A 17,166-nucleotide genomic window follows, 5' to 3' on the forward strand; every position below is an offset into this window, starting at 1 on the left:
AACTCTACAAATACATTTTTATTTCATCTAAAGAGTTAATTATACTACAATGATTGTGTATTTCCTCTTGATGCGTATTAAAATGTAATGCGTGTAAACCCACAGATTTAGCTCCTAAAATATCTGCCTCTAAACTGTCGCCAATCATTAAAGATTGTTCTGCTGATACGTTAGCTTTTTTTAAAGCAAGTTCAAAAATATAGGGATCTGGCTTTTTAACACCAGCCATTTCAGAATCTATTATCACATCAAAAAAACGATCTAAATTTGAGTTTCTAATTTTTTTATTCTGTACTTCTTGGAAACCATTAGTTATAATATGCAACTTATAATTTGGTTTTAAGTGTTCTAATATCTCTATAGCATTAGGAAATAAGTGGTTATGAGATGATAAATGATTTATATATTCTTCTGCTAACAAATTAATTTCATTATCTGTTGCATTATAATTTATGGTTTTAAAAGTGGTTTGCAAACGTTGAAAACGTAAGTCGGCCTTAGATATTTTTTCTTCTCTAAATAACTTCCAATATTGATGATTTATAGGCACGTAGGCTTTTAAAAAATCTTCAACTTTTACGCCAATTTTATTATCTTCTAATATTTTGGTAAACGTAAGGGCAGAGTTTTTTTCAAAATCCCATAATGTATGGTCTAAATCAAAAAAAACATCGGTGACAAGGTCTTTATACATTGTATTTTTTTAGTACTGTTTCGTAAATATTCATCCAGTTAAAACGGTGTTTTTCACCTAACAACTCATTAGAAAATATAGTAACTAACTTGCCATTAACTTTTTGCAACTGCAAATGTAGACCATCTAATTTAGAGAAAATTACTTTTTGACTTTTTAATCCTCTTAGAGCATAATTATGTACTGCAAACGGATGAATTTTTATAGGCTGTTGAGACTCTAAATGAATATCATAAAAAGAAAAAGGAGAACAAGTACCTGCTCTAAACCCTATACAATGCGTGTAACCCATTGTAAAATCTTCTCTAAAATCTGCATCAACTAAAGCTTTATATGTAGTAGGTATTTCTACTCTATTAAATCTAAACCGCACATATTTAATGGGTCTGTTTATTACAGAAGCTAATTTGCGTTTCTCTTCTTTTAATATTTCTAAGTTAGAAAAAGAATTGTAAGAAGCTGATAAGGATACTACGCTATAATCTGCTACTGATTTTATTAAATACTTAAATTTATTGTTGGTAGTAGATACATTTTTATCAAAAGTAGAGTAATCTGCAAACTGAAAAAAGAACATACTTTTTATATTATTAGCTTTGTGCAAACCTATTAGATAATCAAAATTATCATAAGGATCTTTTTTAGGATTAATCCACACAGATACCCTCTGAAAAACTCTCTTAAATTTTAACGTAAAAAAATCTAATAATAACCCTCCTAAACTACGCATTATTCCCCTGTGCGCATAACAATGAGATGTGGTTACATCTATTATAGACGTGTACTGATATTCTCTTTTTCTATGTGCTAAATCAGGAAATTGCATTAACAAAGCATCCAACACTTTATACATCCAAATATCTATAACTGGCTTTTCTAAAAAGCCATGCTTATAAGCTAAACTTTCTTTAACTGGGTATCTACCATGTTCATCTTTAACGTGTGGCAAATACTCTTCATACCTAGTAATTAGATAAAAACTAGCTGCAAAAACATCAAAAGGAATATTACTACGTTCGCCTGTTGCAAAAAAACATGGCGTGCCATCCCATTCACTAATATTAATTTCTAAATCTGTTATTCCTTGTTCATACAACAAATCATTACTACGTATAAAAAATTCATTTTGTAATGGTTGTTTACTATAGGTAATTTTTGCTCCAGAATGTTTTATAAAATCTTCAACCTTTGTAGTTAGTGTAACCTCTATACCCAGAATTTTACCAAATAGATGTTTCATAATATATGTGAAACGTGGCGTTATTTTATGTGTATAGATTAGTAACATTATGGATTTTAGCGATTTATATTTTTTAGATTATTTTTTACAATAAATTATCATCTGCAAAGCTAAAGTATTCTCTTTGAGTAATTATAATATGGTCTAAAACTTTCATATCTAATGCAGCTGCAGCATTTTTAAGTTTCTCTGTTATCTGCTTATCTGCAGCACTTGGCTTTAGTCCTCCAGATGGATGATTGTGTGCTAAAATTAAACCTATAGCCCCTATCTCTAAGGCTTGTTTTAATACCAAACGTACATCTACTAAAGTACCAGTTATACCGCCTTTACTTAATTGGGCTTTATGTATAACCTTGTTAGAGTTATTTAGATATATAATCCAAAATTCTTCGTGCGGTAACTCTCCTAATAAAGGTTGCAATAAATTAAACACATCTTTACTACTGCCTATTTTTTCTATCTTTTGTGCCTCTTCTCCTCTTCTACGTCTGCCCATTTCTAAGGCAGCAGCAATGGTAACTGCTTTTGCTTCTCCTATACCTTTAAATTGCATAAGTTGATTGATAGATAGCTTTCCTAGATCGTTTAAATTATTATTTACAGACCCTAAAATACGTTTAGATAATTCTACAGCACTTTCATTTCTACTACCAGAACCAATTAATATTGCAATTAGTTCTGCATCAGACAGTACTGATTTTCCTTTTTGTACTAATTTTTCCCTAGGTTTGTCATTATCTGACCAGTTTTTAATTGAGAACGAGGTTGGTTGGTTTTGCATTTGTTAAAGATAATAATCTTTACTAACATACGTATTTACCCATTAAAACGTTACTTCTATAAATAACTAATACAATGAAAGAAATTCTGAATCAGCTTTACGAAATTGAACAAAAGAGTGAAAAAAATAATATCACTCTGTTTGACAGAAACCTAAAACGTTTATTTCATGAAATTGAAGAACAAGGTTTTTTTATAAAAAATCCGTTAGGCGAAAAATTTTCAGAATCTAGAACAGATATAGATGCTACTTTAATGAATGAATTAAACACTAAATCTAAAATTACCAAGGTGCTAAAACCTATCATATATAAAAAAGATGGTGACCAATTAATTATTATACAAAAAGGAGTAGCAATAGTAGAATAAGTAAGTATGAAAACAGTAAATTTTGGAATAGATTTAGGCACAACAAATAGTTTAATTGCTAAATATGAGAGTGGTGTTTTAGAGGTTTTTAAAAACCCAATAGGACAAAAACAAACACTTGCTTCTGCGGTTGCTTTTAGGGGTAGTAGAATTTTAGTGGGTGATAAAGCAAGAGATTTATTAGAAAAAGACCCTTTAAATGTATTTACCTGTTTTAAACGAAAAATGGGGACTACAGACCGTTATTTTGCAAAAAGCATAAATAAAGATGTATCTCCTGTAGAGCTCAGCGCTTATGTATTAAAAGAACTTAAAAATTTTATACACACCGGTGAAGAACTGCATGAGGCAGTAATTACAATACCTTCTTCTTTTGACACCATACAATCTAATGCTACAAAAACTGCTGGTCATGAAGCTGGTTTTAAAGAGGTGTATTTGTTACAAGAGCCTATTGCTGCTAGTTTGGCTTTTGCCAACAAAAATAATTTAGAGCTAAACGAAACTAAAAAGTGGTTAATTTACGATTTTGGTGGTGGTACTTTTGATGTTGCTCTGCTAGAAATTAACGAGAGAGAAATGAACGTTTTAGATAACGAGGGCGATAATTTTTTAGGTGGTATGGATATAGACAACCTAATTATAGAAAAGCTTATTGTTCCTAAATTAGAACCCATTTTAAACGAAACAAAACTTTGGGACAAGTTTAAAGAACCTAACAACCCGCTGCAAAAATTATATTTTGAACTTTTATTTAGAGCTGAAGAAGCAAAAAAAGAGCTCTCTAGGTTTGAAACTACAGAAATAGACATAGATTATGCAGAAAAAGATATTTACACCAGTATAGAAGTTACTAGGGCCGACTTTAATAGTTTACTTGCTCCTTTAGTTGAGCACACTATTAATTTTTGCAAAAAAATATTAAGCAATAACAACCTTACCAATACAGACGTAGAAAAAATTATTATGGTAGGCGGTAGCACCCTTATACCCTATGTTAGAGAGCAAGTAGAAAAAAACTTAGCTATAGAAATAGATACCAGTGTAGACCCTACTGCAGCCGTTGGCATAGGTGCTGCTTACTATGCAGGTTCTAAGCCATCTTCTTTAAAAGAGGAAGATGTTACAAAAACAAGTACAGAAAATAGTGCTAATGAGTTTCTTAAAAACAAACCACTTGTTAAATTAATATTTGAGAAAAACACTAAAGACTCTGAAGAATTAATTGCTTTTACTTTAAATACACCAACACAAGGTTTTTATAGAATTATAAGAAAAGATGGCGGCTATGACACTGGTCTTGTTACGCTAGAAAACAGTGTAAATGTATTTGTAGATTTACTAGAAGGGCAAGTAAACTCTTTTAATTTAAAAATTTACAACGCCCAACAAGAAGTTCTTTTTTCTACGGATGACATACACATTAACCAAGGAAAATATAACATTCAAGGTCAATTATTACCTAACGACATTTGCATAGAAGTTGATGATGTGCAATACAACGTAACTAAATTAGAAGCCATATTTAATAAAAACACAGTTTTACCTCTTAAAAAAACAATGTATAAATCGGCATCTAAAACTATTTTAAAAGATAGTGATGACAAGTTGCAAATTAACATTGTAGAAGGTGATGGTAATGGTTTACCTAGTTCAGGTTTATCAATTGGTTACATAGAAATTACTGGCAAAGAGCTAGAGCAAGATTTAATTAAAGGAACAGATATAGAACTAAATATTTCTGTGTCTGAGTCTAGAGATATTGCTGTAGACATATTTTTAACCAGCTGCGACCAAGAGTTTAGCAATACTTTTAAACCTACAGAAAGGTACATTAGTAGTTCTAAAATGGAGAACGAAATTAGAGTAGTTACCCACAAAATTGAACAAGAAAAAGCTAAACCAGAATACGCAGAAAATTATGAGTTATTACAAAAATTTAAAAATATAGAGCACGCTTTAATAGAGTTACAAATAGAGCTAACCTTGTTAGCTGATACTGATGTTACCGATGCTAAATTTAAAATTGATAATAAAAAAAGAAGCTTAATACAAGAGTATGATTTACTTACTAGGCATAAAGAACTAGATAATGATATTGAAGAATACAGAACTTCAGTTTTAGCTGTTAAACAATATTTATCTGAGACTAATAGTGAGTATTACACCGCAGAATTAAATAAAGTAATTGCTAATGAAAAAACATTTATAAACTCTGGTAATAAATACTTAATACGTTCTAAAATTAAAGAATTAGATGCTATTAGAAATGCACTTTTTACCGCTGATGACTCTAACTTTATAGGTCCGTTTTTTCATTACAAATCTATAGATCATTATCCAGACCAAAACAAGGCAGATATGTTAATTGCAGAAGGTGATAAAGCTCTAGAAAACAGACAATACAAAGTGGTAAAACAAGTTGTATACCAGCTTGCTAATATGTTACCAGATGACAAACCAAAGACCTCTTTTGGCAACCAAGACAAAACTGGTTTAAGCTAAAACTAAGTTAACAGTATTATAAAAAAAGAACGGCTGAATTAAATTCAGCCGTTCTTTTTTAGTATTTAATAGTTTTATTAACTCTTATTTTCATCATACTCAATATCCACTAAGGTTACTCCTAAAGGGGTAATATTTATTTCTGGTTTTACACCTAAATACGTTATGGTAAAGCTTTTATTAGATAAGTCTTTACCTATTTTAGACGAGTTCTTAAAAAATCCGTTAGGAGAATTTATAGTAGAATTTGTATCTACATCTTTATGCTGATAAAAGTAAGATCCCATATAAATATATAAGGTATCATCTTCATCATGCAAGTTTAACGTTACAGAAGTATTCTTTTTTATATATGTAGCCTGATCTCTACTTAGCTCTGTGTTTACACCAAAAAGGATTACGTCTTCTGCACTAGTATTATTAACCACAACCTCATAACCGGTAATAGAATTACTTTTAATACTCTTAAATATTCTAGGAAAAGGGTTTGCCCCTGTTTTTAAATTCTTTAACCTCCATTTTACAGTACTAACATCTTCTCCTTTAAATAAGTTTGCAAAAAATGGCGTTTTATTTTCTCTTGAAACACTTTCACTAGGCTCTTCATAATACATATGTGGCTCACTATCCATAATTATAGTTTCTTCAACCTCCTCAACTTCCTCTACCTCTGGCGGTAAAATTTTATGAGGCTCTAAATGGTAAAACACATCTGTAAAAACAATATCATCATCATACACAACAATATTAGGGTCTGCTCCTAAACTATCTATAACATATTTGTTTTTTAAAAAACTTAGTTCTTTTTCATTTACACTTTTAAAGTACTTTTTACTAGCACTTAATTTTGTAGAAGATCCATAGGTTTCTCGTTTTAAACTTTCGCTACCCACAAAATCATCACCCATATAAAAAACCAATTCTTCTAAATAGTTTTTATTCATTATTTTAAAAGAATCGTTAGGTCTTGTATAAGCTGCGTAGTCTGAATTTATAACGTTAAAATGCTCAAAAAGAATAAAAGGTCTAGTTCTTTTGTTTACCACTTTTATAAAGTCGCCAGATCTTAGTCCTTCATTGCTTTTAAAAGAAGCTGTGTATGGTGTAGTTCCAGATTTTATAATTATTTTATTATTTATATCTAAACTATCATTTTCTGCTTTGTGTATTAAATCTGAATAAAATGCTGTTTTATCATCCTCATAAGAAAACTCTAACGTAGGAATTTTATAACTAGGAGAACTGTATGTAGAGTAATTTGATGATGATGAAGACGATGTAAATATACGCCCTACTCTTACTAAAAATATCATAATCCCAATAACAATTCCAATTGCTTTTAAGCCTGAAAAAGACGAACCAGAACTTTTATCTGTTTGTCTACTATTAGGCCTTTGCTGGCTTTGTCCTCCTTGATGAAGACTCCCTACTTGGTTTGCTGCTTTGGCATAAAAATCTTTTATTTCTTGACTAGTAACTTCTATTAACTTAAAATTACGAAAAGCTCTTTGTACCTTAGGAAACTCAGAATAAGTATTCTTAGTTATATTGTAATAATCTATCATAGCACTTACATAGTCCATTTTAGATTGAGAAATTACCCCTAAAGAAACTGTATTAAGCAAATAAATATAGCTTTTATAAGCAATCTCTGGGCACCTACTCATTAAATCTCCATTAGACGATACTTTAATTTTTTCAGTAATAATATCTGCTTGTGATTTTATATAACGGTAATATGTAGATAAAAGATTATCTGTAAAAAGTTCCTTACGTTGCATAGCCTTAATAATGGTATCGTACTTTTTTGCAGTAAAGTCCGTTTTTACCATTTTCATAAAATAAGCTTCAAAATAAGGCTCTAGAAACTCTTTTATATTTGGTGTATCTGCTAATAAAGCAGCATCTATAATAAATGTTTTTTCTCCACTATCTTTACCTGTGGTAATAAATTGTTTTAAATAACTGTGTTTTTCTACAAAGTAGACAGACTTTTTTTCTTCTTCGCTAGAGAGTTGTTTTACTATGCTGCTTACCTGCTCTGGGTTGTAGGCATTAGCGCCAGAACGCAATCTTTGTATTTTTAATGTTTTTTCTAGTCTAATAATTCCTCGGCTATCCAAGTTCATAAGTTCGTCCAGAGAAAGTCCTAAAAGGTCAACAGGAGAAATATACATAAGTAAGTTTAGATATTCTTTTAACGAAAATATCTAAACTTTATGATGTATTTACTTAAAAAAGAAAAAATTACTGTTTTATAAGTGTTTTAAAATCGTTTAAATCTAAACCACCATAGTTACCAGAACTCATAAACAAAACAACAGAGTTGTTGTAATCTTGTTTATTTACAAGATCTTTAAAAGCTGCTGCATTAGTTAAAATTTGTAAATCATCTCTTTTAAAAGCGTCTTTAATTTGTTGTGGACTAACAGGATCTAATTTTTTTATAGCTACAGATTCTGGAATATAAAAAACCACTGCTACATCTGCAGCATCTAAAGCACCTTTATATTCTTTTAAAAATTCAGGATTAAAACTACTGTATGTATGTAGCTCTAAAAAAGCTATTAATTTTCTGTTTGCATATTGTTCTTTAACTGCTTTTGTAGTGGCTGCCACTTTACTTGGTGAGTGTGCAAAATCTTTATAAGCAACACACGTTTTACTCTCTGCAATTTTCTCTAGCCTTTTAGAAGCTCCTTTAAAAGTTGCTATTGCCTCGTAAAAATCGTCTTCGTCTATTCCTATGTTTTGGCAAATCCATTTTGCACCTGCTAAATTACTTAGGTTGTGTTTACCAAAAACTTCAATTGGCATAGGACCTTCTGGAGTTTCTAACAAGGTTTCGCCATCTTCAATAGTATAATCTGGAGTTGAGTATCCTAACTTACGTATTGGGTTTTCAGATGCCTCTACAACTTTAACTACTTCTACATCTTCTTCATTGTAAGTTATGCTTCCTCCTTTAACAATACTATCTACAAATATTTTAAATTGCTCCACATAGTTTTCAAACGTAGGAAAAACGTTAATATGGTCCCACGCAATTCCGCTTAACAAAGCAATATTAGGCTTGTACAAATGAAACTTTGGTCGCCTGTCTATAGGAGAAGACAAATACTCATCGCCCTCTAAAATAATAAAGTCGTTTTCTTCTGTTAAATGCACCATTCTATCAAAACCATCTAATTGTGCACCAACCATATAATCTACTTCTCTGCCGTGGTAATTAAGCACGTGCAAAATCATAGATGTAATTGTTGTTTTTCCGTGGCTACCGCCTATAACAACTCTTGTTTTATTTTTACTTTGCTCGTATAAAAACTCTGGATAAGAATAAATAGTAAGTCCAAGCTCTTTTGCTCTTAAAAGCTCTGGATTATCTTCTTTAGCGTGCATACCCAAAATAACCGCATCTAAATCTGCAGTAACTTTATCTGTAAACCAACCAAAAGATTCTGGCAACAATCCTTTTGCTTCTAACCTACTTTTAGAAGGTTCAAAAATAACATCGTCACTACCTGTAATTGTGTATCCTTTATGTTCTAAGGCTAATGCCAAATTGTGCATTGCACTACCGCCAATGGCTATAAAATGAATTTTCATACGTAAAATTATAGCTGTAAAGATAACAATACAAATAGGTTTAAAAAAAATAAACACAACAGACAATTACACGGTAAATAGGGATGTAAAAAACTTAGATTGGTACTACTTTTGATCTGTTTAGATGACTTTACTCACTTAAAAGGTAAGTTAACGCATTCTTAATTGCATAGTTGTACTATAAAGCTCAAATTTGTTAGTACATTTAATGCAGATTTAGATTTACAAATCTTAACAAGATAACATACAGATAATGAAAAATTTAACTTCTATTATAGTTCTAATTTTATTTGCAAACATAGCAATGGCACAAGAAAATAACAGTTTTGACGCACTTTGGAAAACCGTAGAAAAGCACGAGAAGTCTTCTATGACCAAATCTGCCCTAGAAACAGTGCAAGCAATTGCTGCCAAAGCAAAAAAAGAAGACAACTCGCCACAGAATGTAAAAGCATTGTTGTACATCTCTAAATATGCAATGACTTTAGAGGAAGATGCTGTGTTATCTATTATAACAAATTTTAAATCTGAAATTGCTAATAGTGACACACCTACAAAAAACGTTTTACACAGTTATTTAGCTAATTTATATTTACAATATTTTAGACAAAATAGATATCGTTTTTACAATAGAACTACAACTGAAACTAAAGTAGATAGTATAGATTTTAGAACTTGGGATTTAACTACTTTATTTTATGAAATTGACACTAATTTTAAGTCCTCCTTAAAAAATAGCAGTGCATTACAAAAGATTAAAGTAGATGAGTTTGACTTGTTATTAAACAACAGAAAAGATTCTAAAATATACAGACCTACACTGTTTGACCTTTTATCGCATACTGCATTAGAGTTTTATAAAACAGATGAAAGTAGCATAACTAGACCTGCTGATCAGTTTGAGATTGATGACCAAAATATGCTATGCAGTGGAACAGATTTTATTAGTTTACCTATTAACGAAGACGATAAAACATCATTAAAGTCTAAAGCTTTAAAAGTTTATCAAGGCTTATTAGATTTTCATAAAAACGATGCTTCACCAAAGGCTTTTGTTGAAGTAGATTTAGAACGATTAAATTTTGTTTACAATAACGCTGTTTTTTTAGAGAAAGATAAACACTACATATCAACCTTAAAAAAAATGGCAAACACTTATAAAAACGATGCTGTTTCTGGTTTATACAATTACAATATTGCTACCTATTACAACACCAAAGGAGATAGTTACCATCCAAATAGCGTAATACCAAAAAACCAATGGAAGAAAAATGATGCTATTAAAATTTGTGAAGCTGTAGTTGCTAAATTTCCTAAAAGTAGAGCCGCAGAAATGTGTAACGACTTGGTTACAACCATAAAAAGAAGTAGACTTGACATAAGCACAGAAAGTTACATACAAGTTAACAAACCGTCTAAAGTACTTGTTAGGTATAAAAATGTAAACGATTTAAATTTTACAGCCTATACAATTTCAGACAAGCAATTATATACGTTAGATACAATTTATGATGATGACAAAAAGCTACAGTATATAAAAAAGCTTAAAAGTGTAAAAACGTGGAAGTCTAAATTAAAAAACGAAAAAGATTACCAAAACCATACTACTGAAGTTATTATACCAAAATTAAATGTAGGACAACTACTTATACTTGCAGAACCTACTAAATTAACAAAAACTTACGGGTATAGTGCCATACAAGTAACAGACTTGGCTGTTGTAAATAGTACTACAAATACAGCAGATTATTTTCAGGTAGTAAACAGAGCAAATGGTAAGCCTATTGCAAATGCTACAGTTAAGTTAGAATATCATAAAACGTATAATGACCCTGTACAACACGCTAAATTTAAAACCAATAGCTTGGGTATGGTTACCATTCACAAAACAGACCAAAGGTGGCGCAATATAAAACTAAAGGTTAGTAGTAATGATGATTACGCTACATTTGGCACTTATAATGTATACACTAAAGCCAACAGTAATAGTAATATAAATTATAATAATGCTTTTTTATTCACAGACCGTAGTATTTACAGACCAGGGCAACCTGTTTATTTTAAAGGTATTGCTATTAACCAAAAAAATAATAAATCTGACATATTAGAAAACATTAAGGTTACTGTAACGCTAAAAGATGTGAATTACCAAGCTGTAAAATCTTTAGAGTTAACTACAAATGAATATGGCTCTTTTAATGGAGAATTTATATTACCTAGTAACGGCTTAACAGGTAATTTTACTATAGAAGCAATATCTAGTAGCAACAAAATAAGTAATACCAGTTATTTTTCTGTAGAAGAATACAAACGACCTAAATTTACAACAACTTTTAAACCTGTTACAGAGACCTACAAGGTTAATGATATGGTAACGGTAAACGGTACAGCCAATGCTTTTGCTGGTAGCACAATTACTGATGCTAAAGTTGTTTACACCGTAAAAAGGTTGGTTAGATATCCTAACTGGTATTATTGGAGAGTACCCTACTATAATAGCACACCACAAGAAATTAAACACGGGGAAACTAAAACAGATGCTAATGGAAACTACCAAATAACCTTTAAGGCTATACCAGAAAAAAGTGTAAACAAGGATAACTCTCCTATTTTTAATTATGAAATTACTGCAGATGTTACAGATATTAATGGAGAAACAAAAAGTACTACAACTGTAGTTAGAGTTGGTTACCATAGTTTAAATGCCACTATAAATGTAAGCTCGCAAATAGATAAAACTAAAAAAGATAGCGTATTATATGTTAATACTGCTAACTTAAACGGACAGTTTACTGCCGCAAAAGGGTCGTTAAAAATATATAAATTACAAGCACCTAAAAATGTAAAACGCAGTAGACCTTGGTCTGCTCCAGATTACAAAATAGATGAAACTACGTTTAGCACAAACTTCCCTAACGAAATATACAAAAAGCAGCAACCAAGAGATTGGGACAAGGGACCACTATTATGGAGTACTAATTTTGACACTAAAAAATCTTCTGTAATTAATTTGCCTACTATTAAAAAATGGGAATCTGGTAAGTATATTATTGAGCTAGAAGCTAAAGATAAATTTGGACAAACTGTTACAGACAAGGCAATAGCAAGTTTATTTAGCAACACAGATAAAACTACAGCAGACAACGAACTTTTTGATATAAAAATCGACAAAAATAGTTACAGCGTTGGAGATAATGTAGAAGTTAAACTGTTATCTGCAGCAACACCTTTAAATGTTACGTTGTATATAGATAGAAGTAACAAACCTATTGAAACAAAAATAATAACACTTAGTAACTGTTCTAAAACAATAAAAATACCAATTACCAAAGAAGATATAGGTGGCTTGTCTATTAACTATACTTTTACGGCTTACAATTCTTTTAAAAATGATAAAGTATATATTAATGTTCCACACCCAAGTACATCATTAGAAATAGAAACAGTAACTTTTAGAGATAAAATACAACCTGGTACAGATGAAACTTGGAAATTTAAAATTAAAGGCTCTAAAGGAGATAAAGTTGCTGCAGAAATATTAGCAAGTATGTATGATGCTTCCTTGGATGAATTTAGAAGCCACAGCTGGTATTTTTACCCAATACACCATAAAAACCACTCTAATAACATAAGAAGTAGTGCTTACAAAAGTTTTTCTGAAGATTCGTTTACAGTTTATAATAATGAATTCTATGAGTATATATACCAAGGACAAAATTATGACGCTTTTAATTGGTATGGGTTGTATATAGGTAACTCTTATTACAATCGTAGGTCTTTATCTGTAATGAGAAAATCTGCATCACCTGTTGCCATGGAAATGGTTGCTGAAGATACTGAAGAAATAGTTGTTGTAGAAGAAAGTGATTCTGGTGCTTTGGATGATGCTATAAGTAGCCCAATGGAGTCTAAAAAAGACACCACTGCTCCTGCTCCTCCTAAAAAAGAAAAAGAGGAGGTTAAAATTAGAAAAAACTTACAGGAAACAGCTTTCTTTTTTCCAGAATTGCAAACTGATAAAGAGGGTAATGTATCTTTTAATTTTACTACCCCAGAAGCGTTAACTAAATGGAAATTACAATTATTGGCACATACTAAAAGTTTAGAAAGCGCTGTTACTACATTGCAAACTGTAACCCAAAAAGAGCTAATGGTAATGCCTAATGCTCCTCGTTTTTTACGTGAAGGAGATAAGCTTATTTTTAGTAGTAAAATTGCAAATATTACAGAGAAAAACTTATCTGGTCTTGCGACCTTAGAACTTAAAGATGCTGTTAGTGGTAAAGATATTACATCAGAATTAATAACATCTGTTACAGAAAATAACTTCTCTGTAGATGCTAAAGGAAACACACAAGTTTCTTGGACATTAGAAATTCCAAAAAATCTTCAGGCTGTACAATATACTGTTATTGCTAAGGCAGGCAATTTTAGTGACGGTGAGCAAAATTTGCTTCCGGTACTTACAAATAGAATGTTGGTAACAGAAACTTTACCTATGTGGGTAAGAAGCAATCAAACTAAAAAATTCAGCTTAGATAAATTAAAAAATAACACATCTACAACATTAACAAATCATAAATTAAGTTTAGAAATAACATCTAATCCTGCTTGGTATGCAGTGCAAGCATTACCGTATTTAATGGAGTATCCGCACGAGTGTAATGAGCAACTTTTTTCTAGATATTATGCAAATACATTGGCTAGTCACATTGCAAATAGCAATCCTAGAATACAAGAGGTTTTTAAACAATGGGCAAATTCTGATGCGTTACTTAGCAACTTAGAAAAAAACCAAGAATTAAAATCGCTTTTAATACAAGAAACTCCTTGGTTAAGAGATGCACAGTCTGAGACGGAACAGAAAAAACGTATTGCATTACTTTTTAATTTAAATAAAATGAAAAGTGAGCAAGCTGCAGTTGTGCGTAGATTAACAAACAACCAGACTAATAAAGGTGGTTGGGCTTGGTTTAACGGAGGCAAAGAAAGCAGGTACATTACACAACATATTATTACTGGATTTGGACATTTAGATGCCCTAAAAGCTCTAAACAATACGGATAAAGATGTAGGTAAAATGATTAATAAGGCAATTGCCTACTTAGATAAAGAATTTGTGAGTGAGTATGAGTATATGAAAAAGCATAGCTCTGACTTAAAAAGTGATCACTTAAGCAATATGCAGCTTCATTACTTGTATATGCGTAGTTTTTATCCGGATGTTAAAGCATCTAAAAAAACAAAAGAAGTTACAGAATATTACAGAGATCAAGCTAAAAAATATTGGAACAAACGTAGCCTATACAATAAAGGTTTACTTGCTTTAAGTTTGTTTAGAATGGATGAAGATGCTACTGCTAAAAAGATTTTAAAATCTCTAAAGCAAAACAGTATTACTTCTGATGAATTAGGAATGTACTGGAAAGAAAACACCAACTCTTGGTATTGGTACCAAGCGCCAATTGAAACTCAGTCGTTATTAATTGAAGCTTTTGCAGAAATAGAAAACAATACAGAAACAGTTGATAATCTAAAAATTTGGTTGCTTAAAAACAAGCAAACCAACCAATGGAAAACCACAAAAGCGACTACAGAAGCTGTTTACGCATTGCTTTTACAAGGTAGCGATTGGCTCTCTGTTACAGACGCTGTAGATGTTTTGGTGGGTGATAAGAAAATAGACCCTAACAAATTAGAAGATGTTAAAGTTGAAGCTGGCACTGGTTATTATAAAACAGCTTGGAATAGTAAAGAAATAGAACCTAAAATGGCAGATGTACAAATTACCAAAAAAGGTAATGGTATTGCTTGGGGCGCTATGTACTGGCAGTATTTTGAAGATTTAGACAAAATTACATCTGCAGAAACACCGCTTAAATTATCTAAAAAATTATTCTTAAAAAAGAATACAAATACTGGCGAGCAAATATCAGAAATTACTAAAAACACAAAATTGGTGGTAGGTGATTTGGTAAAAGTACGCATAGAGCTTAGAGCAGACAGAGCAATGGAATTTGTACATATGAAAGATATGAGGGCCTCTGGATTGGAGCCTTTAAATGTAATATCTAGATACAAATGGCAAGACGGCTTAGGGTATTATGAAAGCACAAAAGACGCTAGCACAAATTTCTTTTTTGATTATTTACCTAAAGGAGTTTATGTATTTGAGTATGATTTACGTGTAAATAATGCTGGCGATTTTAGCAATGGCATTACAACAATACAAAGTATGTATGCACCAGAATTTAGTAGCCATAGTAAAGGTGTACGTGTTTCTGTTAACAAATAGTATACGTTAAACAAATGTATTGCTTATCTTAACAAGATAAACTGTTTTTTATGAACTGGATACTGCTATTAGAAATACTATACGTACCCTTATTAATTTTTACTTGTCTACGTATAATTTATGATACAAGAGGCACAACAAAAACACTTGCTTATTTATTAAGTGCAGTGTTTTTGCCTTTTATAGGTATTATCATTTATTTTTCTTTTGGTATAAATTACAGAAAGCATAAAATGTATGCCAACAAGTCTTTGTTGGATGTGAGACAAAAAGAAGTTTTAGAAAAGGAAATTATTGCACACTCTAAAGAGGTATTGGCAAACGGTAATGAGTCTGCCAAAAGTAGATCAGAATTGGTAAACCTTTTGTTAAAAGATACCACTAGCCCACTTACCAACAATAACACCGTAAAGATTTTACTAAATGGCGAAAACAAATTTCCGGAAGTCTTAAAAGCTATTGAAGCCGCAAAACACCATATACACATAGAGTACTACATTTTTAGAGATGATGAAATTGGAAATACAATAGAAAAATTGCTTCTTAAAAAAGCAAAAGAAGGTGTAAAAATTAGGTTTATTTATGATGATTATGGTAGTTCTGAAATAAGAAAAACACTAAGTAGCAGGTTAAGAGATGCAGGTATAGAAGCTGTACCGTTTTATAAAATAAAATTAATTGCATTTGCAAACAGACTTAACTACCGTAACCACCGTAAAATTATTGTAATAGATGGCAAAGTAGGTTTTGTTGGTGGTATAAATGTGAGTGATAACTATGTAAATAAAAAGAATAGTACAGATCGTGTTTTTTGGAGAGATACACACTTAAAAATTGAAGGGCCTGCGGTTACTTACCTGCAATATATATTCTTGTCTGACTGGAATTCTTGTTCTACTCAAAATTTAATTTTAGAGAAAGGTATGTATGTGCCTTTTAATTCTTTTACGTACACAGATACTAAGTTAGTACAAATTGCTGCTAGTGGTCCAGACTCTAACTCGCCTACAATTTTATATTCTATTTTACAGGCAATTTACTTAGCTGAAGAAGAAATTTTAATTACTACTCCTTATTTTATTCCCGGTGAAAGTATGTTAGATGCTTTAAATATTGCTGCTATGAGTGGTTTAAAAGTAAAACTACTAGTTCCGTACAACTCAGACACACTACTAGTTAACGCAGCATCTAGAGCATATTACAGAGAAATATTAAATGCAGGAGTAGAAATATACAGATATAAAAAAGGATTTGTACATGCAAAAACTATAGTTACAGATAAAAAAATAGCTATTGTTGGTACAGCCAATATGGATACTAGAAGTTTTGAGCTTAATTTTGAAGTAAACGCTATTGTTTATGATGAAGAAATTGCCACAGAACTTACCACTGCATTTTATAATGACTTAATTGACTCTGAACAAATAGATAAAGAAAAGTGGATTAACAGACCTTGGTATATTAAATTAACAGACAAAATAGCTAAGTTACTCTCCCCAATGCTATAACTAATTGTTTTTTAGTGTTTTAAATTGAAGATTTCAAATATTTTAATTAACTTTAGAAAACACAACTAAATTTAAATTATTACTACATCAAATACACAGGCCTACTCTATGGCTAATTTCCTGAAAGATGCATAAAAAGTAGTGGTTTTTTACCCCACGATTTAGT

At 31.0% G+C, this 17,166-nt stretch carries 9 protein-coding genes; 4 read left to right on the top strand and 5 right to left on the bottom strand.

Annotation, left to right across the window (positions count from 1 at the left end):
* Positions 1–4: 4 nt before the first annotated feature.
* From AX016_RS16970 to radC, 3 genes are all read right to left on the bottom strand, one after another.
* Entirely contained in the window at positions 5–694 is a 690-nt protein-coding gene (locus AX016_RS16970) for a YjjG family noncanonical pyrimidine nucleotidase (protein ID WP_100896741.1), read from the bottom strand.
* Complete coding sequence (locus AX016_RS16975) at positions 687–1,934, bottom strand: polysaccharide deacetylase family protein (protein WP_442861204.1); 1,248 nt, start codon at positions 1,932–1,934, stop codon at positions 687–689. Before AX016_RS16975 ends, AX016_RS16970 begins: the two co-directional genes overlap by 8 nt.
* Before the next feature lie 85 nt (positions 1,935–2,019).
* Positions 2,020–2,718 carry a RadC family protein gene (gene radC, locus AX016_RS16980; protein ID WP_100896743.1) on the bottom strand — a complete coding sequence of 233 codons (699 nt, stop codon included), beginning with the start codon at positions 2,716–2,718 and terminating at the stop codon, positions 2,020–2,022.
* Positions 2,719–2,792: 74 nt separating this feature from the next.
* Between radC and AX016_RS16985 the strand changes: the two genes are divergently transcribed.
* Positions 2,793–3,086: a hypothetical protein gene (locus AX016_RS16985; protein ID WP_100896744.1), complete on the top strand. Its 294-nt coding sequence runs from the start codon at positions 2,793–2,795 to the stop codon at positions 3,084–3,086.
* A gap of 6 nt (positions 3,087–3,092) precedes the next feature.
* Positions 3,093–5,591, top strand: a complete 2,499-nt coding sequence (locus tag AX016_RS16990; protein ID WP_100896745.1) for an Hsp70 family protein — start codon at positions 3,093–3,095, stop codon at positions 5,589–5,591.
* Positions 5,592–5,668: 77 nt separating this feature from the next.
* Here the strand turns inward: AX016_RS16990 and AX016_RS16995 are convergent, their stop codons facing one another.
* Positions 5,669–7,768, bottom strand: coding sequence for a hypothetical protein (locus tag AX016_RS16995; RefSeq protein ID WP_100896746.1), 2,100 nt, complete (start codon positions 7,766–7,768; stop codon positions 5,669–5,671).
* 70 nt (positions 7,769–7,838) lie between these two features.
* Positions 7,839–9,197, bottom strand: coding sequence for a UDP-N-acetylmuramate--L-alanine ligase (locus AX016_RS17000; protein ID WP_100896889.1), 1,359 nt, complete (start codon positions 9,195–9,197; stop codon positions 7,839–7,841).
* A gap of 253 nt (positions 9,198–9,450) precedes the next feature.
* On the opposite strand from AX016_RS17000, the gene AX016_RS17005 reads away from it, so the two are divergent.
* Both AX016_RS17005 and cls read left to right on the top strand, forming a co-directional pair.
* Complete coding sequence (locus tag AX016_RS17005) at positions 9,451–15,492, top strand: alpha-2-macroglobulin family protein (RefSeq protein ID WP_100896747.1); 6,042 nt, start codon at positions 9,451–9,453, stop codon at positions 15,490–15,492.
* Between the two features lie 50 nt (positions 15,493–15,542).
* Positions 15,543–17,000 (top strand): cardiolipin synthase, encoded by a 1,458-nt coding sequence (gene cls / locus AX016_RS17010; RefSeq protein WP_100896748.1) that lies wholly within the window; start codon positions 15,543–15,545, stop codon positions 16,998–17,000.
* Positions 17,001–17,166: the final 166 nt, after the last annotated feature.

It is taken from the genome of Cellulophaga sp. RHA19, assembly GCF_002813425.1.
Classification (GTDB): Bacteria; Bacteroidota; Bacteroidia; order Flavobacteriales; family Flavobacteriaceae; genus Cellulophaga.